The following is a 20,434-nucleotide window of genomic DNA, read 5'->3' as shown; positions in this document are numbered from 1 at the left end:
TCCCATTCATGCTTTCAGTTTAGAACCTGCAACAGCTAACTCCGACAGCGCCTTTCGAATGCGTGCCAGGCAGCACCATGCAGGCGTGCTCCCTCCATTCGGCATGCTGCGCCAGCGCGCCGGCGATCTGGATCTCCTCGCCGCGCAGCACATCGGGCGCGGCATCCGACGGTCGATGGATCAGCCCGGGCGCGATCAGCATCCGCCGGCCCAGGCCGGTATCCACACTCACCCCCTGAGCCGCGAGGGCATCCAGGTCCGCCGGGCATTCGGCATACGGTGCCTCGCGCCAGCCCTGTGCGCTGCCGACCATGCCCCCTGCCACCACGGGCAATTGCGGCCAGCCCGCCAGCCAGCTGCCGGCAATCGCGGCAAAAGCCTGGCGGAAACCGGCCTCGCCGGCCTGTGGCAGATTCTGGATGTTGTGGCCGCTGGCCCGGCTTTCGAGCACGCTGCCATCCTCGGCAAGCAGGAAGGCACGCGGGCTGGTGGTGCCCCAGTCCAGCGCCAGCAAGGCGGAAATCCGGTCAGGCTGATGGCTCATGCGGGTATCCATCCCAGGTCCTTCGAAATGGCTTCAGCGGTATCGCGCACCAGCGGCCCGAGGCGGCGCATGCGGTCTTCCGACATGTAGGGCACGGCGCTGGCCAGGCTGATCGCGGCCACCACCTTGCCGGTGAGATCACGCACCGGCGCACCCACACAGCGGATGCCCAGCTCGTTTTCTTCGAGATCCATGACCCAGCCCTGGCGCAGATAGGCATCCATCTGCAGCGCATACTCGGTCCATTCGATGGCGGGTGTGTGCCCCTGCGCGCGCCGGTGTGCCATGGCGTGGTCATACAGGCTCCGCCATTGTTCGCGCGACACGCCTAGCACCAGTGCCTTGCCCACGCCAGTGGACGCCAGCGGCATGCGGTTACCCGCCCGCGAGCGCATCTCCAGCCCGCGCGTGCCGGGAATCTTGTCGAGGTAGAAAACCTCGGCCCCTTCCATCACGCCCAGATGCACGGTATCGCCGGTATGGCTCGCCAGTACTTCGATATGCGGCCGTGCCAGTGCCACCAACGGGCGCTGCTCCAGCGCCTTGATACCCAGTGCGATCAGCTTGGGCCCCAGCAGATAGCCCTTGTAGGGCACGTGATGCAGGAATTGCTGCTGCACCAGGCTGCCCAGCATGCGATGCGTGGTGCTGCGCGGTGTGCCCAGATGTGCCGCAATGCCCTTGACATCGCTGACACCGGCAGCCACGCATTCAAGCAAGGCCAGGCCACGCAGCAAGGTTTGCGTGCCTGCCGGGCTGCCGCCGGATTTGTCTTCCTCTTTTACCTTGGTGGGCATTTTTATGGTCGCCGTTGCGTACGGTTGTCACCATGCTAGGAAGGCAAATTAAATATGTCAAATATTCAACCAATGATTCAAATAGTGATACAAATAGCAATTTATGGACTTTCAAATCAATGAATTGCATGATTTTCTTGGAATAGATCCCAATAAATATCTTTATTTATCCAAATAGTGAGACAAATTGAATTCATTCATACAGGAGAACCCTATGTTCGCTGATCTCAAGAATCGTCGTGTCTTGATTACCGGGTCCAGCCAGGGCATCGGGCTGGCTGCAGCCCAGGCCTTTGCAGCCGCGGGGGCACGCGTGGGATTGAACGGGCGCCGCCGTCCGGATGACATCGATGCCACGCTGGCCGCCATGCGCGCAGCCGGCGGCGAGGCCGAGTTCTTTCCCGCCGATCTCAAGGAGAGCGCGCTGTGCAAGGCACTGGTGGACGCCTTCGTCGCCCGCTTCGGCGGCATCGATGTGCTGATCAACAACACCGGCGGGCTGGTCGGACGGAAACCGCTGCAGGAGATCGATGACGCCTTTTACGACGAAGTCATGGATCTGAACGTGCGCTCGATGCTGATGATGACCAGGTACGCCCTGCCCCACCTGAAGGCCTCCGCCGAGGCCAGCGGCCAGACGGCCTCGGTGATCTCGGTAGGCTCGATTGCCGGCTATACCGGCGGTGGCCCCGGCGCTTCGCTGTATGGCGCAGCCAAGGCCTGGATCCACAACGTGCAGAAGAACTGGGTGAATTTCCACACCCGGGACGGCATTCGCTTCAACACCGTGTCGCCCGGCACTTTCGACACGGCTTTCCATGCCGACAAGGACGACGCCACCCGCGCGAAGATCAGCACCGGCATCCCGATGGGCCGCTTCGGTCGCCCGGAAGAAGTCGCGTCGACCTTCCTGTTCTTCGCCTCGCACCAGGCCAGCGGCTACATCACGGGCCAGATCCTCGATGTGAATGGCGGCCAGTACATGCCCTGAGCATTGCATGCATTGAACGGACCGTCGGTGCGCATGGCGCACCCTACGATTTCGTCACCGGTGCCCTAGCTGGCCCAATCTCGTGGGTCCGGCTTCAGCCGGATGGGCTCTGGTGGCATGACCTACGGGTTGCATTCCCGGGGAGGGTGCGCCATGCGCACCTTCTCTTGCCTGATCACGCGCTCTATCGTGGCGCGCATGGCGCATCTACGAACAGCGGGCCAACCCGCCCTACGGCGCCAGACGCGGCTCCACGATGCCCTGTGCGCCCGGGCGGAACATCAGCAGGCGGCCAGCTTCGGGGTCGGTTGCCAGATCTGCCGGGCCACGGCACATCGAGGTCACCAGCAGCGTGCGCATGTCTTCCCCGCCGAAGGCGCACATCGTCGGCTTGAGCATCGGCGTGCGCCACACCTGATCCAGCACGCCCTGCGGCGTATAGCGCTGAATGCAGCCGCCATCGGCACAGCAGATCCAGTAGCAGCCATCCGTATCCACCGCCGCGCCATCCGGCCGGCCGGGCGCGCCGTGCATGTCGATAAAGCAGCGGCGTCCGCCGACAAGCCCCGTCTCGGGGTCGTAGTCCCACGCCCAGACCTTGCAGACATCGCGGAACGAATCCGAGGTGTACAGCGTGCGCCCATCGGGGCTGAAGGCCGAGCCGTTGGGTGTGACGTAGCCGCTGTCCATGCAGCGCAATCCCTCTGTCGGCGTGTAGCGATACCAGCAGCCCACTGCAAGCGCCTGCGTATTGTTCATCACCATGCCTGAAACCCACAGCCGGCCCTGGCGATCGCAACGGCCATCGTTGAAGCGCGTGTCGGGCCGCGCATGTGCCGCCGCGATCCGCAGTCTTTGCAGAGCCTGACCGCCCGCTGATGGCAGTTCGACATCGAACAGCCCGCTCACGCAGCCACAGGTGAATCCACCATCGGCACGCGGCACCATGCAGCCCAGATGCTCATCCACCTGCCACTGCAGCGTACTGCCGCTGGCGGGGTCCAGACGGAAGATGGCGCGCGCGGGTAGATCGAGCCAGTACCAGCGGCGCTCGCCCTCATGCCAGAGCGGGTTTTCGCCGGTCGCACAGCGCAGGGACGGATCGAGCAGGCAGCTACGGCCGACTTCGGATGAAGTGCTCATGAGCAGACGGAAAATGCGGGACGGTGCAGCCTACCACCCCGGTTGCCGTGCCAGATCCTCGCGCAGGTATTCCACGAAGGACTGGATGCGGCTGGAAACGGCGGTATTGCGGTAGTAGACAGCATTGATCGGCTGGCACAGCTCCAGCGCCTGACTGACGAAAAGCTCCACCAGCCGGCCCGTCTCGCGGTCCTCCCGGGTCATGAAATCCGACAGGCAGACGATACCCGTACCCTGCAGCGCCAGGGCGCGCAGGGTCTCACCGCTGGAAGAGCGCACGTCCGGTGCGATGTGCAGCGGCAGCCAGTCGGCATCCAGCAACGGCCAGTCATTCAGCGATTCGGGCTGGCTGAAGCCAAGCAACACATGGTCAGCCAGATCCGTCACCCGCCTCGGCCGACCGTGGGCTTCCAGATAGGCCGGGCTGGCCAGCACACGAAGGCGGCTGGAGCCCAGCGGCGTGGCATGCAGGGTCGAATCCTTCAGCGCACCGATACGGAAAGCCACGTCGGTGCGCCGCTCCAGCAGATCTATGAAGCCCTCGCTGCTGTGCAACTCCAGCGCCACCTCGGGATGGCGTGCACGATAGGCCGCCACACGCGGTGCGATCACATGCAGCATGAAGGGCGTGGCGGCATCCACACGCAGGCGGCCAGCTGGGCGCTGGCGCCGTGCCGCCATCTGCTCTTCCGCCGCTTCCACTGCAGCCACGATCTGCCGCGCGTTGCGCAGGAAGGCGTCGCCCTCTTCGGTGAGCTCCAGGCGCCGCGTGGTCCGCCGTAGCAAGGTGGTCTGCAGCTTCTGCTCCAGCCGCCCCAGCGTGCGGCTGGTGGCGGAGACCGTCTGCCCCAGGGCCTCGGCGGCACGCGAGATGGCACCGGAATCCACCACGGCGATCAGGGTTTGCAGCTCGTCCAGGCTGGTCTTCATTGTTGATTTAAAGTCAAAAGTATTTGTCGAATATACGTCTTTTTCGCAAATACTGGCTGACCGACACTGGCGCCCCCTCCCCTCGGCCGGCCTGCTGGTCAGCCTTTACGCGCTCGGCGTGGCCGTCGGCGCGCCGCTGCTCACCGCACTGACCGGCAAAATGCCGCGCAAGACGCTGCTGATCGGCCTGATGGCGCTGTTCACGGTCGGCAACCTCGTCGCCTGGCAGGCGCCCGGCTACGCCACACTGGTGTTCGCGCGGGTGATCACCGGGCTGGCGCACGGCACCTTCTTCTCGGTCGGCACGCTGATCGCCACCGGCCTGGTGGCGCGCGAGAAGGCCGCCAGCGCGATTGCCACGATGTTCAGCGGGCTCACCGTGGCCTTCGTCACCGGCGTGCCGCTGGGCACCCTGATCGGCCAGCACTTCGGCTGGCGTGCCACCTTCCTGGTGGTGTCGGTCTTCGGCCTGATCGCCCTGTTCGGCGCACTCGCCTTCGTGCCGCGCCACACTGCGCACACGCCGCCCGCACCGCTGCTGCGCCAGGCGCGCGTGCTGCTGCAGCCGCGTCTGCTGCTGGTGTATGCGATGACGGCGGTGGGCTACGGCGGCTCGCTGATCGCCTTTACCTTTCTCGCGCCCATCCTGCAGGAAATCTCCGGCTTCAGCGCCGGCATGGTCGGCGCAATGCTGCTGGCCTATGGCGCATCGGTTGCCGTGGGCAATCTGTGGGGTGGCCGGCTGGCCGACCGCAAGGGGCCGATTTCGGCACTGCTGCTGATCTTCAGCCTGCTCGCCGCAGTGCTGCTGGTGCTCTAATTCACGGCGCCGAGCCCGTGGCTGGTCACGCTGACCGTGCTGGCCTGGGGCGCGGTTGCCTTCGGCAATGTGCCGGCCCTGCAGGTGTATGTTGTGCAGCAGGCCGAGAAATTCGCGCCCGAAGCGGTGGAGGTGGCCTCCGGCTTCAACATTGCCGCCTTCAATGTCGGCATCGCAGCCGGAGCCTGGGCAGGCGCACAGGTGGTGAGCAACATCGGCCTGGCCCATACCCCATGGGTGGCCGCTCTGGTGACCACCGGTGCCATCGGCCTCACGCTGCTCAGTGGCCGCCTGGATCGTGCCACTCCCGTGGCGCAGCCCGCCTGCGCCTGATCCACACTTCCAATTCGAGGAGAGTCCCCATGAGCATTCCTTCCTTCGGCGTCGGCACCTTCCGCCTGAAAGGCCAAACCGTCATCGATTCCGTACGCAACGCCCTGGATCTGGGCTACCGCGCCATCGACACCGCGCAGATTTACGACAACGAAGCGGCGGTCGGCCAGGCCATCGCCGAGAGCGGCATACCGCGCGACGAGCTGTTCATCACCACCAAGATCTGGGTGAGCAACTACGCGCACGACCGGCTTATCCCCAGCCTGCGCGAAAGCCTTGCAAAGCTGCGCACCGAGCAGGTCGACCTGACGCTGATCCACTGGCCCGCCCCCGGCAACGGCGTGGCGCTGCCCGAATACATGGGTGCACTCGCCGAGGCCCGCGCACTGGGACTGACGCGCCAGATCGGCGTTTCAAACTTCAACATCGCGCTCACCCGGCAAGCCATCGCCGAGGTGGGGCGCGAAGCGATCGCCACCAACCAGATCGAGCTGAGCCCCTATCTGCAGTGCAGCCAGCTCACCGCTTTCCTGAAGAGCCAGGGCATCACCGTCACCTCCTACATGACGCTCGCCTACGGCAAGGTGCTGCAGGATCCGCTGCTCGCCGAGATCGCGCACAAGCATCAGGCCACCGTGGCGCAGGTCGCCCTGGCCTGGGCGCTGCAACTGGGCCATGCGGTGATTCCTTCTTCCACCAGGCGCGAAAACCTCGCCAGCAACCTGCTCGCGCAGCAACTGCAGCTGGATGCCGAAGACATGGCGCGCATCGCCACGCTGGAACGCAATGGCCGTGAAGTGGATCCCGAGGAACTGGCGCCCGTCTGGGATTGAACCTGACAGCGCCTTCTACGGGCTGATGGCCCGGAGGCCCGGTGACGGCTTCCGGGCCTTCTCTTGTACGCAACATGCCTGTCATCGCGCTGTTACATCCGCTGCCTAGACTGCGCCGCATTGCACAGCTGTGCAAAACCGGAGCATCGAGGTGGATGAGGCATTCCTGAGCGTGGACAAGCTGCGCGTGGCCTATGGCCCGCAGCCAGTGCTGGATGAACTGAGCCTGGGCGTGGCGCGTGGCGAATTCGTCGCCCTGCTGGGCGCTTCGGGCTGTGGCAAGACCACCCTGCTGCGCAGCATCGCCGGCTTCATCCGGCCACAGGCTGGGCAGATCCGCGTGCAGGGGCGCGATGTCACCGCCTTCGCACCGGATGCGCGTGGCATGGCCTTCGTATTCCAGTCCTATGCCTTGTGGCCGCACATGACGGTGGCGCAGAACATCGGCTACGCGCTGAAGCTGCGCCGCACGCCGCACGCCAAGATCCACCAGCGCGTGGAAGAGATCGCCGCCATGCTGGGGCTCGCCGGGCTGGAGCAGCGCAAGCCGGCCGCGCTCTCCGGTGGGCAACGCCAGCGCGTGGCGCTGGGCCGCGCGCTGGCGGCCGACCCAGAGATCCTGCTGCTCGACGAGCCGCTCTCCAACCTCGATGCGCGCATCCGACTTGCCGTACGCCACGAGATCAGCGCGCTGCAGAAGCGCCTGGGCATCACCGCCGTGCATGTCACCCACTACCGTGAGGAAGCCATGATCATGGCCGACCGCATCGTGATCCTGGACCAGGGCCGCATCGCCCAGGCCGGCACGCCGCACGAGCTCTACAACCGCCCCGCTTCGGCCTTCGTCGCCGCCTTCATGGGCGCCGAGAACGCCATCGCGCTCGAAGGGGATCACGCCGACGGCCGCCTCACCCTGCATTCGCCACACGCGCCCGTGCCCTGTGTCACCGAAATCCTTGCCGGCGCCTGCAACGGGCACTACCAGGCGCGTTTCCGCAGCGATGCCGCGCGGCTGGTCGATGCCGGCGAGCGCACCGATGGCGGTCTGCGCCTGCGCGGCCTGGTCAGCCAGGTGAGCTATCCCGGCGGCCTGTGGCGCCATGCCATCCAGTTCGGCGAACACACCGTGATCGTCGATGCACACGAGGCGCGCATTCCCGGCGAGACCGTGGATCTGCTGGTGCCGCGCGACCGCCTCTTCGTCTTCCCGTCCGCCGCCGACGCCCCTCGGGGCGACACGCGGCACTGATCCGCCCGCAACCTCCCCGGAGCTTCTGCCATGAAGAAAACCCTGCTTTCCCTGCTCTGTCTGGGTCTGTTCGCCAGCGCCGCACCCGCTGCCGAGCTGACCGTGCTCACCGCCGGCGACCAGAACATGGTCGATTACGTGAATGACTATCTCGGCCCGCTGTTCGAGAAACAGAACCCCGGCACCAAGGTACGGGTGGTCGGCACCGGCCCCGGCGACGCCGGCTCGCAGAAGATCCTCGAACGCTTCGAAGCCCAGGCCAAGGCCAGCACCGCGAAGTGGGACACCGACGTGGCCGTGGTGCATGAGAAGTTCGCCGGCCCGATGGTCGAGGCCGCTTACCTCGCCAGCTATCGCGGCAAGATCGCCAGCGGCAAGCTGGTGACGCGCACCAATGCGCAGATGGCGCTGGGCACCAAGGTGGATGGCTACGTGATGCCGATGTTCAACAGCCAGACGGCGATCGCCTACAACCCCGCGCTGATCAAGACGCCGCCGAAGAGCTATGACGAAATCGTCGCCTTCGCGCAGAAGCATCCCAAGCAGTTCGGCTACAACGGCATCAAGGGCGGCGCCTCGGGCGTGAGCTTCGTGATGGGCTGGATCTACGCCTACGGCGAAGGCAGTGCCGAGAAGCTGATGAACGGCCCGTTCGAGCCGGCCGAAACGCAGAAGTGGGGCAAGGCGCTGAAAGCGCTCAAGGCCTTCAATGCCAACGTCACGCTCACGCCGGGCAACGCCGGCACGCTGGACATGCTGGCACGCGGCGAGATCGCCATGGGCCCGGTATGGGTCGACATGTTCCTTTCCTGGCAGCGCAACGGCCAGTTGCCGCCCAGTCTCAAGCTGGTACTGCCAGCCCCCGGCATGCCCGGCCAGCCGATGCATTACGTGATCCCGGCGAAGAGCGCCAACGTGGCGCTGGCCGAGAAGTTCGTCGCACTGGCGACCAGCCCCGAGGTGCAGGCCGAAGGCATCGTCAAACGCTTCAACTGGTATCCCGGCATCGATGCCCAGCACGTGCAGAAGGCGCTGGACAAGGCCACCTGGGACAAGCTCTTCATCGACGTGCCGCCGGCGGATCTGGCCCGCTACGGCAAGCCCTTCCCGATCGCGCCGTACAACAACGCGATCCTCGAAGCCTATGAACGCGAAGTGCTGAACTGAACCGCTGTGGTTGCTGGCCCGGATTCCGCTGCGCTGCATCCGGGCTACGTGACTGAAATGGCAGTCGGCGCCCGTTCATGCTTCGATACCTCAGCACGAACGGGGTTGAGGCGATGGGCGTACACGCTCCGAAATCCGTTCGCACCGAGGTATCGAAGTGCGGGCGGATTTCGCGAGTAAGCAACTGCGTCTGAACACCCGTTGGACCACACACGGCTCGAACGCCAGAGCAGATTCAAGCATTCCATGCCCAACTCCCTCTCCCGCCACCCACGCCTCGCCGCCCTTGCGCTGGTCACGCCGGCGCTGGCCATGGTGGCGCTGTTCTTCCTGCTGCCGCTGCTGGCTTCCGTCGTCGGCGCCTTCGAAACGCCCGAGGGCCCGGGGCTGGCGAACTTCTCCAAGGCCTTCGCGCTGTATTCGCGCGACATGCTGTTCACCCTCGCCATCATCGGCGGCGCCACGCTGCTCACCGGCCTCGGCGCGGTGGCCATCGCCGGCTACCTCACGCTGGGCGAATGCCCGCTGGCGGTCGCCGCGCTGCGCTGGCTGTACCGCTGGCCGCTGTTCATCCCCTTCATCGTCGTCGGCCAGATCGCGCGCAGCTTCCTCGCCAAGAACGGCCTGATGAACAACGCGCTGATCGGCGCCGGCCTGCTCGATCCGCTATCCGCCACCGGCATGCTGGACTGGCGCGGCCTGATCCTCGCCTTCGCCTGGAAGCAGATCCCCTTCGTGGCGCTGCTGGTGGCCGGCGCGATGGCCTCGCTGGATCGTGGCGGCATCGAGGCGGCGCGCAACCTCGGCGCCTCGCGCCCGCGCATCCTGTGGGAGATCCTGTTGCCGCAGGTCGCGCCCAGCCTGCTCACGGCGCTGATCCTGTCCTTCGTCACCATGATGTCGGTGCTCTCGGTGCCGCTGATGGTGGCCAGCCAGTCGCCCACCCTGCTCACCGTGGATATCGCCTTCCGCATCAACGCCTATCGCGACTACGGTCTGGCCAACGCGCTGGGCATGATCTCGCTGGCGATCAGCGCCACGGTCGCCTGGTTCTACCTGCGCCACAGCCTGCGGGAGAAGCGTTGAGATGAGCCTGCCAACAGACGTTCAGGAAATATCTGCCATGCGGGGGAAATCCCATCCAGGCTTCGACAGGCTCGGCACGAACGGGATTTCCGGTAGCCACGCCGACAACGAATCGCCCAAGGAGCCGTTCGCCCTGAGCCTGTCGAAGGGTGGGCGGTTCCGGCATGGCGCTGTTTTCTCCAGGTTCGATCTCATCGCCGGCCTTTGGTGGCTGCCGCGCGCCCTCATGCTCGGCGCGCTGGCCTTTGCGATCTTCGGCCCGCTCTGCAACCTGCTGCTGTGGGCGGTAGCCGAGAAATGGTATTTCCCGCACGCGCTGCCGCTGGAATACGGCTTCAGCTTCTGGGGCCGGGTGTTCTCCGCACGCGGTAACGCCTGGGAAGCGCTGGGCACCAGTGTGATGGTGGCAGGCCTCACGGTGCTCGCCTCGCTGGCTCTGGCGATTCCCGCCGGTTACGCGCTGGCGCGCCTGAAGCTGCCATTCCGTGCCCTGATCCTGCTCGCCTTCCTGATCCCGCAGGCATTCCCCAACCTGCCGGTGTATGTGAACGTGGCTCGGCTGTTCTATGCCATCGGCCTCAACGGCACGGTGGCCGGCGTGGTGATCGTGCACGTCACGCACGGGCTGGTGTATGCGGTATGGATCGCCACAGCGGCCTTCGCTGCCATCGACCGCGAACTGGAGGAAGCCGCCCGCGCCGCCGGCGCCAGCGCGCTGCGCGCCTTCCGCGACGTCAGTCTGCCGCTGGCGATGCCGGGGCTGATGGCCAGCGCGATTTTCGTCTTCCTCGAATCGCTGGACGAATTCACCGGCAGCTTCTTCGTCGGCGCGCCGGACGTGAACACCCTGCCGCTGCTGCTCTACACCGCGGGCGCCGGCGGCAATTACCAGATCGCGTCGATCAGCGCGCTGCTGCTGCTCGTGCCCTCCATCGCCTTCATGCTGGTGCTGGAAAAATTCCTGCGCGCCGACGTGCTCGCACGCATCGGCCAATGAAACACGGATTCATGAGGCGCGGATGAACGATCGCCACACGCCGCCCCGCTACGCCAGCGCCGCCGAAGTGGCACGGCTGGCCGGCGTCTCGCGCTCGGCCGTGTCACGCGCCTTCACGCCCGGCGCCAGCATCAGCGAGACCACGCGCAAACGCGTGATGCAGGCCGCGCAGGCGCTGGGCTATCAGGTGAACGACCTCGCCCGCGCGCTGCTCAACCAGCACAGCCGGTTGGTGGGGCTGGTGGTCACCGATCCGGCCGCCGGCTTCCGCGCTCATCTGGTCGCCGCGCTCACGCAGGCACTGGTGCGCCGCGGCAGCGTGCCGGTGGTGATCAACACCGGCCGAACCGAGGCCGAGATGCTGGCCGCGCATCAGGCACTGGCCGGCTATCGCGCCGAAGCCACGGTGCTGCTCTCGGGCAGCCCGCCGGCGTCCTTTCTGGATCTGGCTCGCCGCACCGGCCAGAAGCTGGTGGTGGTCGGCCGCAGCGAACCGGGTGCCGCGCACGTGCTCACCGACAACCAGGCCGCCGCCCGCGAGGCCGCGCAGCACTTCATCGGCCTGGGATGCCTGCGCCTCGGGCTGGCCGGCTCGGCCTCGGGCACGCCCAACATCGTCGAGCGCGAGCAGGCTTTCCTGGCACATGCCCACGCGCTGGGCGCCGAAGTATGGCTCGCGCGCGGCGCAGATGCCGACTACGCTGGCGGCCAGCGCGCAGCGCAGGCGCTGCTCGCGCAATGCCCGGCGCTTCAAGGCGTGTTCTGCGTCAATGACCTGATCGCCTGCGGCCTGATGGACGAACTACGCATGCAGGGCCTGCGCGTGCCGCAGGACGTGGCCGTGATCGGTTTCGACGACATCCCCGAAGCCGCCTGGGCCAGTTACCGCCTCACCACCTTCCGCCAGGATCCCGCCCTGCTCGCCGCCGAGATCGTGCGCCTGCTCGATACCGCGCACGGCACGGGGCCACGCGCCATCCGCCTGCGCGCACCGCTGATCCTGCGGGAGAGCGCATGACACTCACGGACTCCATGATGGTGCGCATGGCGCACCTACGTATCCCGCCCACCTCGTAGGGTGCGCCATGCGCACCATCGCCTGCTACGACCACCCTCGTCCCTCCCAATGAAACTCCTCCAGCTCTCCGACCTCCACCTGCCCCGCCCCGGCGAACAGCTCTACGGCCAGGACCCTCACATCCATCTGCGTGAAGCACTGGCCGACATCGCCGCCCACCATGCCGATGCCGAGCTGCTGGTCCTCAGCGGAGACCTCGCGGATGCCGGCCATCCCGCCGCCTATCGCGCCCTGCGCGGCGCACTGGCCGGCCTTCCCATGCCGTGCCAGTTGATGCTCGGCAATCACGATCTGCGCGACACCTTCGCCGCCGTCTTTCCCGAAGCCCTGGATGCCGATGGCTTCGCCCAGGCCCACCGCGCCACACCGGAAGGCCACCTGATCTTTCTCGACACGCTGGAGCACGAGTGCACCGAGGGCCATCTGTGCCCGCGCCGCCTGGCCTGGCTGCAATCGCAACTGGAATCCGCACGCGGCGAGCCGGTCTTCCTCTTCGCCCATCACCCGCCCTTCCGCATCGGCATGCCGATGCTGGATGCCTGCGGCCTGGCCGAGGCCGATGCGCTGCACGCGCTGTGCCAGGCTCATGGCAACGTGCGCCACCTATTCGCCGGCCACGTGCATCGCCCCGTCGCCGGCAGCTGGCGAGGCATTCCATTCAGCGCCGTGAAGGGCACGCATCATCAGGCGAAACAGCAGTTCGCCGACGAATTCGTCACCGCCATGGAGCCCCCCGGTTATGCCGTGATCCTCATCGGTGCGGACAACGTGGCCGTGCATTTCCACGATTTCCCGACACGGGCCCAGCCGTAGTCCAGAATGGCGGATCTGGAGACTGGGGTGTCGTGTGTGCAACCAGGTCCCGGCCGAGGAGGCAAGGCAGATGCTTCTGGCCGGGGAGGCGCCCGTTCATGCTTCGAACCCTCAGCAAGACCGGGGTTGTGGCAGCGGGCTTGTCTGAACGAAATCCGTTCGCACAGATGTACCGAAGCCTATCCTGAGCTTGTCGAAGGGTACGAACGGATTTGGCGTGCCATACGTGACTTCCCACTCCTGCCTCCCCATCCCCGGACTCCAGCCTGCGGTCGGTATCCGGACTACGGGGTTTGCAGCCCGGACCAGGGATGCAGACCGATCACCAGCCTCGCCAGCAGGAAGCAGAGGGCGGGAAACAAGCCCACGGCGATCAGGATGACGAGTGTCGCCAACGGCCCCTGCATGCTCAGGTTGGGTACGTAATCGCTGTGCGCCAGCAGAAAGGCGGGTACGGCGCCGCCCAGCGCAAACCCCAGCTTGCGCATCAGGGAAAACAACGCATAGTTGGTGCCTTCCAGGCGCAGCCCGGTGCGCTGCTCGCCGTATTCCACGGTGTCGGCCTCCAGTGCCCACAGGCAGATCATGGCAACGTTGAGCCCGATCGACCCCAGACCGAGCAAGGCCGCGGCGGCCGGCAGGCCCGCAGGTGCCACGGCGAACAGCACGGCGTGAGCCAGCGCCGCGCACAGCACTCCCGCGAGAAAGGATTGCCGCTTACCGTAGCGCGCAGCCAACCGTGGGGCCAGCGGCGTGGCTACCAGCATGCCCAGCAACGTGGCCGGCAGGATCAGCCAGGGAAAGCTGGCGCCATCGCCGAGTACGTAGCGCGCGTAGTAGATCAGCGAGGCGCTGCTCGCACTGGCGCCGCCCAGCGCCAGCACGGCGGCAACGCCGACGGCGGCCAGCGGGCGATTGCCGCGCAGGGTCCGCAGGCTGAGGCGCCAGTCGATCGCCGGCTGCTTCCGCGCAACCCGCTCGCGTACGCCACGATGGCAGGCGAGATGGCACAGATAACCCAGCACGGCCATCAACGCGGCTGCGCCGGTCAACGTGGTCTGCAGTCCGAAGCCCTCGACCCGCGCGAGCAGACCGATCAGCAGGGAGACGCCGACGAATGTGAGTATCGACATCACGCTGCGGGCCGCCCCCAGGCGCGCGTGATCATGGGAATCCTGCGTCATCGCGCTGATCAGCGCACCGTAGGGAATGTTGACCAGCGAATAGGCGGTGCCGAGCAGTGCATAGCTGATCACTGCATACAGCAGCCTGGCGTCTGCCGACCAGTGGGCGGGCACGGAGAACACCGCAACATTCAGGAGCAGCGGCAGCACGCCCCAGAGCAGGAAGGGGCGCAGGCGTTCGCCACGCGCGTTGGCCGACCGGCTATCCAGCCAGCGCCCGATGACGAGATCCACCACCGCGTCGTAGAGGCGTACCGCCAGCAGCACCGTACCGGCCACTGCCGCACCGAGGCCTGCGACGTCGGTGTAGTAGTGCAGCAGAAAGATCATCCCCATGGCATGGACGATGTTGTTGCCGACATCGCCCGACCCGTAGGCCAGCACACAGGCGCGCGACAGACGTTCGCCAGGCGCGCCGGGTGAAACCACCGCGCTCATCGGTCCAGATTCCGCTTCACGAGGGCTTCGGGCTGTGCACGGCGCAGAAAAGGCGCACGGTATCGAGCATGGCGTGCAACAGCGCCGAGGTCTCTCCCTTGCGATAGATGCACTGCACGTCGAAAGGAATCGTCGGGCCGCCCGTGTAAGGGCGGAAAACCACGTTGGGAATCTGCAGCGCGTGGATCGAGGGCGGCGCGAAGGTCACGCCGAAACCGTGGCCGACCAGCGCCAGCGTGGTCAGCATGTCATCGGCGCGATGCCGGGGGCGGCCATGAAAGCCGAAGGCCTGGCCGAGGCCGGTCTCCAGGCTGCGGTCGAAATTCGCACCGATACGCGGCTGATCGGCCAGATCTTCCGGCGAGATGACCTCGCGGGACGCCAGCGGGTGATCCTTGTGCAGCGCCACCTGCAGATGCCCGCGATAGACCGTCTCGTAGGCCATGTCCGGCTCCTGCAGGGGGAATCGGTCGAAAGCCAGCAGGATGCTGCCCTGGCGCAGCTGATCGACCTGTTGATCCTTGCGCATGTTGTAGAGCCGGAAATCGACCCGGGGATACGCCTCCGCAAAGTGTGTCAGCACCTGTGGAATCACGCTGAAGATGGAGGAGCCGTACACCCCGATGGACAGCTCCTGATGGCACTCCTGCTCGGACTGCTGCGCATCCAGCCTGGCCTGCGCAAGTTCGGCCTTGATGACCCGGGCCCGCCTCAGCAGCGCTCCGCCGGCGGGCGTGATCTGCATGCCCGTGGTGCTGCGCGTGAACAGCGCGACGCCCACCTCTTCCTCCAGCGAATGGATCTGCCGCGTCAGTGCCGGCTGGGTGATGTGCAGGCGGGCAGCCGCCCGGCCAATGTTTTCCTCTTCCGCGACAGCGATGAAATACATGAGAGATCGGGTATCTACTCGCACCACCTTGCGCACTGGAAGTTATCGGGCCCATCGGCTTCATCAACTTACCTGAGCAAGTGCCCGGCACGTATCCAGTAATCCCTTGATCGCGTAAACCCCCATCAGCGTCAGGCATGGTCTTCATAAGCACACGGCATTGGACGGTATCTCGCAGCTGCCAGAAAAATTCAAAAGGTGTGAAAGCACCTCAACCGTGCGGAAACACCCAAACGCCAAGCACGCGCAGCCCCTGGAGCAGATCTCCATCGGCGGCACGAGATTGGGTTTCAAAACAACATGAGGAGCAAGCGATGCAAGGATTCGAAGCGAAAAGACGCCAGTTGGGTCTGGCCGTCGGACTGGTGCTGAGCGCGGGGCTGGTGGCCTGCGGAGGTGGAAGCAGTGGAGGAGGTGACGACGGTAATGCCGGCACGCCGCCGGTTGCCACGGTCAATCCGTGGATGAGCACCGAGATCGTGGCCCGGCAGAACGCGGCGGCGACGGATGAAGCCAGGGAGGCGGTGGCCAACGAACGCGCCAGGCTTCTGCTGGCGGGCATGACGCTCGATCAGAAGCTGCAGCAGCTCACCGGCAGCATGCCCGAGATCCTGCACGAACTGCCCGAGTGCTACGGTGGCCGCCACGTGAGTGCCATCCCGGCGCTGCAGATTCCGACCTTCCGCATCACCAACGGCCCGGTCGGCGTTGGCCAGAACGACTGTATCTCGGCCTCCATCTATGCCGAAGTGGCCGCCGGCAACCGCAGCTTCACCGCCGCCTATACCGACCCCAGCTCGGCCGAGGCTACCGCCCTGCCCTCGGCGATGGGCGTTGCCGCGTCATTCGATCCGGAAGTTTCCACCGCGTTCGGCGCCGTCATCGCCACCGAGATGAACAATCTCGCCCTACACGTTTTCGAGGCTCCAGGGGTGAACATGGCGCGCATCCCGGTGCTGGGCCGCAACTTCGAGTATTTCGGCGAAGATCCCTACCTCACCGGCACGATGGCCGTGGCCGAAACCAGAGCCATCCAGGCGCAGGGCCTGATCGCCATGCCCAAGCATTTCGTCGCCAACGACCAGGAAGCCAACCGCCAGCAGATCAAGACCACCGTAGACCGGCAGGTGCTGCGCGAGCTTTATCTGCTGCCTTTCGAGATGGCGGTCAAGGACGGCAAGGCAGCCTCCATCATGTGTGCCTACAACTACGTCAATGGCACCCATTCGTGCGAGAACGACGAGTTGCTGAACGGCGTGCTGCGCGACGACTGGGGCTTCACCGGCTACGTGCAGTCCGACTTCTTCTCCGTGAAAAGCACGGTCGGCCCCCTGAAGGGCGGCATGGATCACGAGATGCCGATCCCCCAGTTCTGGTCGCCGAAGAACATGACCGCGGCACTCGCGGCCGGCGAGATCACCACGCTGGAGATCGACACGGCACTCGAACGCCGTTACACGCAGACCTTCAAGTACGGCATATTCGATCGTCCGCTGGTACAGACGCCGATCGATTTCGTGGGCAATGGCCAGATCGCGCGCGACATCGGCACCCGCTCCGCCGTGCTGCTACAGAACAACGGTGCGCTGCCCTTCGCCTCATCCGTGCAGAAGGTGGTGGTGATCGGCAAGGCCACGCAGGTCTATGCGCAACAGGCCGTGGCCGGTGGCGCCAGGGTTGGCGTCGTCGTGGCGGGTGGCAGCTCGGACGTAATGCCGAACTACACCGTGACGCCGGTCGACGGCATCAAGAACGTGCTGCAGAACCTGGGCAACACATCGGCCACGGTGCAACTCATCCTCGTCGATGACGACAACGCCAACATCGCCGGGGCCCAGGCCGCCGCCGCCGAGGCCGACGCCGTGATCCTGATGGCCGGCACCATCTCGGAGGAAGGCGCAGACCGCCTGACCGCCGCCGATGGCAGTACGCTGTCGACCACGGTCCCTCTGGCTCCGGGCGCCACGGCGGCCGACGGCATGAGCCTGGACTGGTACGTCGAAGGTTCGCTGACAGTGCCGTCCCAGGCTGGCAAGGTCAAGCGCAGCAATACCGTTGCCATGATCCAGGCCATCATGTCGGCCACGTCCACGACAGCCAGGAGCATGGTTGAAAAAACCGCCCTGGTACTCAAGGACAACGCCAGCGTGGCCATGGATCCTGCCCTGGTCGGCAGCAGCGGCCCCGCCATCCTCGAAGTCTGGTTCCCGGGCCAGGAAGATGGCCACATCGTGGCCGACCTGCTGTTCGGCGTGAAGAACCCCGCCGGCAAGCTGCCGGTGACCTTCCCCTTCGCAGGCAAGAGCTTCCTCGACAAGGCGACGGCGCTGCAATATCCGGGTGAGGTCTATGGCACGGGCCAGGGCGATCAGAAGGTCGAATACACCGAGAAGCTGCACATCGGCTATCGCTGGTACGACGGCAACCTGAGCGGCGAGTGCGCGGCGGTCGCCGGCGTCAATCCGTGCGTGGCCTTTCCCTTCGGCCATGGCCTGTCCTACACCACCTTCGAGCTTTCCGATCAGGACGTGACGATGGCTGGCACCGGCGACGCGGCTGTCTACCAAGTCTCGGCCAAGGTCAAAAATACCGGATCGAAGGAAGGCGCCGAAGTCGTGCAGGTGTACGTCGAGCTGCCCGCAGCGGCCAGCACCGGCGGCGCTACGCAGCCACCGAAGCGGCTGGTCGGTTTCCAGAAGGTGACTCTGGCCGCCGGTGCGGAAACGACCGTCACCATCACCATCGACCCGCAGGCCAGCAATCATCCGCTGAGCGTCTGGCATGAAGGTCTCAGGCGCTGGGACACATTCTCCAGCGGCCTCAAATTCCTCGTAGGGCATTCGTCGTCGCCCAAGGATCTGCACACGCTGCCGCTCTGAGAACCTGCTCTGCCGTATGTCATGAACGGTGCGATCACACGCACCCCGGCGGCGGGCTCCGGCCCGCCCCACATGACGGTCCCTTTGGGGTCCGCAGAGAAGGCATTGAGCAGACGACTGCCGGCACTTGCCGGAACGCCCCCGACGCAATCCGGGGCGTCCTTTCCCGTTTCAACCCGGATGGCGCTGCAACGCCCGCGTCATCCACGCATGCCGCACATCCTGCGTCCAAGGACTCGTTCTCATGCATGGAATTCCGAAACAGATGATCTGCGCCCTGGCGGCGATCATCCTGCCGGCTGCCGCAATGGCCGCCGACGAGCCGATCGCCACGGTGAATGGCGTAGCGATCTCCCGTGCCCTGGCAGAAATATTCGCGGCGCAGGCCATGGCCAATGGCATGTCCGCCACGCCGGACATGACCGGCACCCTGCGCAAGGAACTGATCGTTCGCGAACTGGCGTTCCAGGCCGCGCAGGCGGCCGGTTTCGACAAGCGCCCACAGGTCGCGGCGGAAGCCGACGCCGCAGTGAAACGGCTGCAGCTCCAGGCCGAGGCGACACGGCAGACCATCGTCACACGCGCCTATCTCGACGATTACCTCAAACGGCATCCGGTCACGGACGCGGAGTTGAAGCGAACCTACGAGACCTATCGGGCCAAGGGCGGCAACACCGAATACAAGGCGCGCCACATCCTGCTTGCCGACGAAGCCGCCGCCAAGGCCGTCATCGACAGGCTGGACGGCGGCGCGACATTCGAGGAGCTCGCCAGCCAATCGCTCGACGGGGTCACGCGCGCCCGGGGCGGCGATCTCGGCTGGAGCAGCCGCACGCGTTATGCCAAGCCTTTCGGAGATGCCCTCGCCAAACTCGGCAAGGGGCACTACAGCAGCAAACCGGTCAAGACCGAGTTCGGCTACCACGTGATCTGGCTGGAAGACAGCCGCCCGCTGACGGTACCGTCCTTCACCAATCTGAAGAATGCCTTGAGGAAAGACGCAGAATCCGCACGCCTGAAACAGCACGTCGAATCCCTCAGGGCAGGAGCGAAGATCCAGTATTGAGATCGGAAACGTCCGGAATTCTTGTTTTACCCTGGATACCTCAGCGAGAATTGGCAAACTCCAACCCTCCTGATGCGTGATCCAGTACTCCAACCTCATGGCATTGACCGGACATTCATTTCCAGCACGGGGACGCGTGATGACGAAACGCATGACGCGCCCCAAAGCCCTCCTGAGCGCCCTAGTTACCGTAGCGCTGCTGGCTACTGCGCCGGCTGGAGCACTCGAACTCCGTTCAGGCGACAGCCAGCCCGAGGGTTATCCGACGGTGCTGGCCGTGCAGGATCTGGGCAGGAAACTCGCGGCGGCAACCGGCAACCGCCTGACGCTCAAGGTTTTCCCGAACGGTGAACTTGGCGACGAAAAATCCATGATCGCGCAGACCCAGGCAGGAACGCTCGACATGCTGCGCGTCTCCCTGGGGCCAGTCGGCGTAGTGGTGCCGGAAGTGGATGTATTCAATCTTCCCTTTGTCTTCCGCGATGAAGCGCACATGCGCAAGGTCATCGACGGAGAGATCGGCGACGAACTGCTCGACCGCATCACCGACAGCACGGCCAATCTCGTCGCCCTGGGCTGGATGGATGCCGGCGCACGCAGCCTCTACGCCAGAAAGCCGATACGCTCCCCCCTCGATCTGGCAGGGCAGAAAATCCGCATGATCGGCAATCCGCTCTTCATCGAGACGCTGAATGCCATGGGTGGCTCAGGCATCGCACTGGGCTGGAACGAGGTCTACAACGCGCTGCAAACCGGCGTCGTGGATGGTGCGGAAAACAATGTCTCGTCCTACGTCAGCGCCGGCCATCTGTCCATCACCCGCGTATTCAGTTTCACCGAACACCTCATCGTGCCCGAATTACTGGTGTTCTCGAAACTTCAATGGAACAAGCTGTCCCCGGAAGACCGGGCCCTGATCCGGAAGCTCGCGCGTGAAACGCAGTTGAAAGAGCGCGAGTTGTGGATCAAGCGCGTGGCACTGGACACCCTGCGCATGAAATCCGCCGGCGTCGTGATCGTCACCGATGTCGACAGGCAGGCGTTCTACAAAGCCACACAAGCCGTGCGCGACAAGTACGGCAATTGATACGCCGATCTGCTCAGACGCATTGCCGCCGTCAAGTAAGCCTCCGCAGCAGGCCTGCGGCAGCAAGACATGCGCTGAACCATACTGACATATCGTCCGGCCATTCCAGG

General features: G+C 65.3%; 19 protein-coding genes. 13 read left to right on the top strand and 6 right to left on the bottom strand.

Going from position 1 to position 20,434, the window contains the following annotated elements; translation table 11 throughout:
- Positions 1 to 19: 19 nt before the first annotated feature.
- Positions 20 to 544 (bottom strand): 2-dehydro-3-deoxygalactonokinase, encoded by a 525-nt coding sequence (locus BGI27_RS08555; RefSeq protein WP_095524451.1) that lies wholly within the window; start codon positions 542 to 544, stop codon positions 20 to 22.
- A complete protein-coding gene (locus BGI27_RS08550; protein ID WP_095524450.1) occupies positions 541 to 1,341 on the bottom strand; it encodes an IclR family transcriptional regulator in 801 nt (266 codons plus the stop codon). Before BGI27_RS08550 ends, BGI27_RS08555 begins: the two co-directional genes overlap by 4 nt.
- 214 nt (positions 1,342 to 1,555) lie before the next feature.
- On the opposite strand from BGI27_RS08550, the gene BGI27_RS08545 reads away from it, so the two are divergent.
- Positions 1,556 to 2,332: an SDR family NAD(P)-dependent oxidoreductase gene (locus BGI27_RS08545; protein WP_095524449.1), complete on the top strand. Its 777-nt coding sequence runs from the start codon at positions 1,556 to 1,558 to the stop codon at positions 2,330 to 2,332.
- A gap of 231 nt (positions 2,333 to 2,563) precedes the next feature.
- On the opposite strand, the gene BGI27_RS08540 is transcribed toward BGI27_RS08545, so the two are convergent.
- Both BGI27_RS08540 and BGI27_RS08535 read right to left on the bottom strand, forming a co-directional pair.
- Complete coding sequence (locus BGI27_RS08540) at positions 2,564 to 3,475, bottom strand: SMP-30/gluconolactonase/LRE family protein (protein ID WP_095524448.1); 912 nt, start codon at positions 3,473 to 3,475, stop codon at positions 2,564 to 2,566.
- A 30-nt stretch (positions 3,476 to 3,505) separates the two neighbouring features.
- Positions 3,506 to 4,405, bottom strand: a complete 900-nt coding sequence (locus BGI27_RS08535; RefSeq protein ID WP_095524447.1) for a LysR family transcriptional regulator — start codon at positions 4,403 to 4,405, stop codon at positions 3,506 to 3,508.
- Here BGI27_RS08535 and BGI27_RS08530 point away from each other — a divergent pair.
- From BGI27_RS08530 to BGI27_RS08495, 9 genes are all read left to right on the top strand, one after another.
- Complete coding sequence (locus BGI27_RS08530; protein ID WP_223871700.1) at positions 4,347 to 5,225, top strand: MFS transporter; 879 nt, start codon at positions 4,347 to 4,349, stop codon at positions 5,223 to 5,225. The genes BGI27_RS08535 and BGI27_RS08530 overlap by 59 nt on opposite strands.
- Positions 5,226 to 5,261: 36 nt before the next feature.
- A complete protein-coding gene (locus BGI27_RS18020) occupies positions 5,262 to 5,558 on the top strand; it encodes an MFS transporter (RefSeq protein ID WP_223871699.1) in 297 nt (98 codons plus the stop codon).
- A gap of 29 nt (positions 5,559 to 5,587) precedes the next feature.
- A complete protein-coding gene (gene dkgB / locus BGI27_RS08525; RefSeq protein ID WP_095524446.1) occupies positions 5,588 to 6,391 on the top strand; it encodes a 2,5-didehydrogluconate reductase DkgB in 804 nt (267 codons plus the stop codon).
- 151 nt (positions 6,392 to 6,542) lie between these two features.
- On the top strand, positions 6,543 to 7,640 hold the full coding sequence (locus BGI27_RS08520) for an ABC transporter ATP-binding protein (protein WP_095524445.1): 1,098 nt from the start codon (positions 6,543 to 6,545) through the stop codon (positions 7,638 to 7,640).
- A gap of 30 nt (positions 7,641 to 7,670) precedes the next feature.
- On the top strand, positions 7,671 to 8,807 hold the full coding sequence (locus BGI27_RS08515; protein ID WP_095524444.1) for an ABC transporter substrate-binding protein: 1,137 nt from the start codon (positions 7,671 to 7,673) through the stop codon (positions 8,805 to 8,807).
- Between the two features lie 246 nt (positions 8,808 to 9,053).
- Positions 9,054 to 9,893: an ABC transporter permease gene (locus BGI27_RS08510; RefSeq protein WP_095524457.1), complete on the top strand. Its 840-nt coding sequence runs from the start codon at positions 9,054 to 9,056 to the stop codon at positions 9,891 to 9,893.
- A 37-nt stretch (positions 9,894 to 9,930) separates the two neighbouring features.
- Positions 9,931 to 10,890, top strand: a complete 960-nt coding sequence (locus BGI27_RS08505) for an ABC transporter permease (protein WP_223871698.1) — start codon at positions 9,931 to 9,933, stop codon at positions 10,888 to 10,890.
- A 22-nt stretch (positions 10,891 to 10,912) separates the two neighbouring features.
- Entirely contained in the window at positions 10,913 to 11,908 is a 996-nt protein-coding gene (locus tag BGI27_RS08500) for a LacI family DNA-binding transcriptional regulator (protein ID WP_095524443.1), read from the top strand.
- Between the two features lie 108 nt (positions 11,909 to 12,016).
- Entirely contained in the window at positions 12,017 to 12,781 is a 765-nt protein-coding gene (locus tag BGI27_RS08495) for a metallophosphoesterase (RefSeq protein WP_095524442.1), read from the top strand.
- A 284-nt stretch (positions 12,782 to 13,065) separates the two neighbouring features.
- On the opposite strand, the gene BGI27_RS08490 is transcribed toward BGI27_RS08495, so the two are convergent.
- Positions 13,066 to 14,403, bottom strand: coding sequence for a glycoside-pentoside-hexuronide (GPH):cation symporter (locus BGI27_RS08490; RefSeq protein ID WP_095524441.1), 1,338 nt, complete (start codon positions 14,401 to 14,403; stop codon positions 13,066 to 13,068).
- A 16-nt stretch (positions 14,404 to 14,419) separates the two neighbouring features.
- The gene (locus tag BGI27_RS08485) at positions 14,420 to 15,292 is read right to left on the bottom strand and encodes a LysR family transcriptional regulator (RefSeq protein WP_095524440.1); all 873 of its coding nucleotides are present in this window, start codon (positions 15,290 to 15,292) and stop codon (positions 14,420 to 14,422) included.
- 314 nt (positions 15,293 to 15,606) lie between these two features.
- On the opposite strand from BGI27_RS08485, the gene BGI27_RS08480 reads away from it, so the two are divergent.
- The 3 genes from BGI27_RS08480 (at position 15,607) to BGI27_RS08470 (ending at position 20,324) form a co-directional block, all read left to right on the top strand.
- Positions 15,607 to 18,171, top strand: coding sequence for a beta-glucosidase family protein (locus tag BGI27_RS08480; RefSeq protein ID WP_223871697.1), 2,565 nt, complete (start codon positions 15,607 to 15,609; stop codon positions 18,169 to 18,171).
- Between the two features lie 244 nt (positions 18,172 to 18,415).
- Positions 18,416 to 19,237, top strand: a complete 822-nt coding sequence (locus BGI27_RS08475) for a peptidylprolyl isomerase (RefSeq protein ID WP_095524439.1) — start codon at positions 18,416 to 18,418, stop codon at positions 19,235 to 19,237.
- 151 nt (positions 19,238 to 19,388) lie between these two features.
- Positions 19,389 to 20,324, top strand: coding sequence for a TRAP transporter substrate-binding protein (locus BGI27_RS08470; protein WP_095524438.1), 936 nt, complete (start codon positions 19,389 to 19,391; stop codon positions 20,322 to 20,324).
- The last annotated feature ends 110 nt before the right edge of the window (positions 20,325 to 20,434 follow it).

Source organism: Candidatus Dactylopiibacterium carminicum, assembly GCF_014736495.1.
GTDB lineage: Bacteria > Pseudomonadota > Gammaproteobacteria > Burkholderiales > Rhodocyclaceae > Uliginosibacterium > Uliginosibacterium carminicum.
The sequence above is the reverse complement of the archived record's forward strand: the minus strand, read 5'-3'. Positions and strand labels throughout refer to the sequence as shown.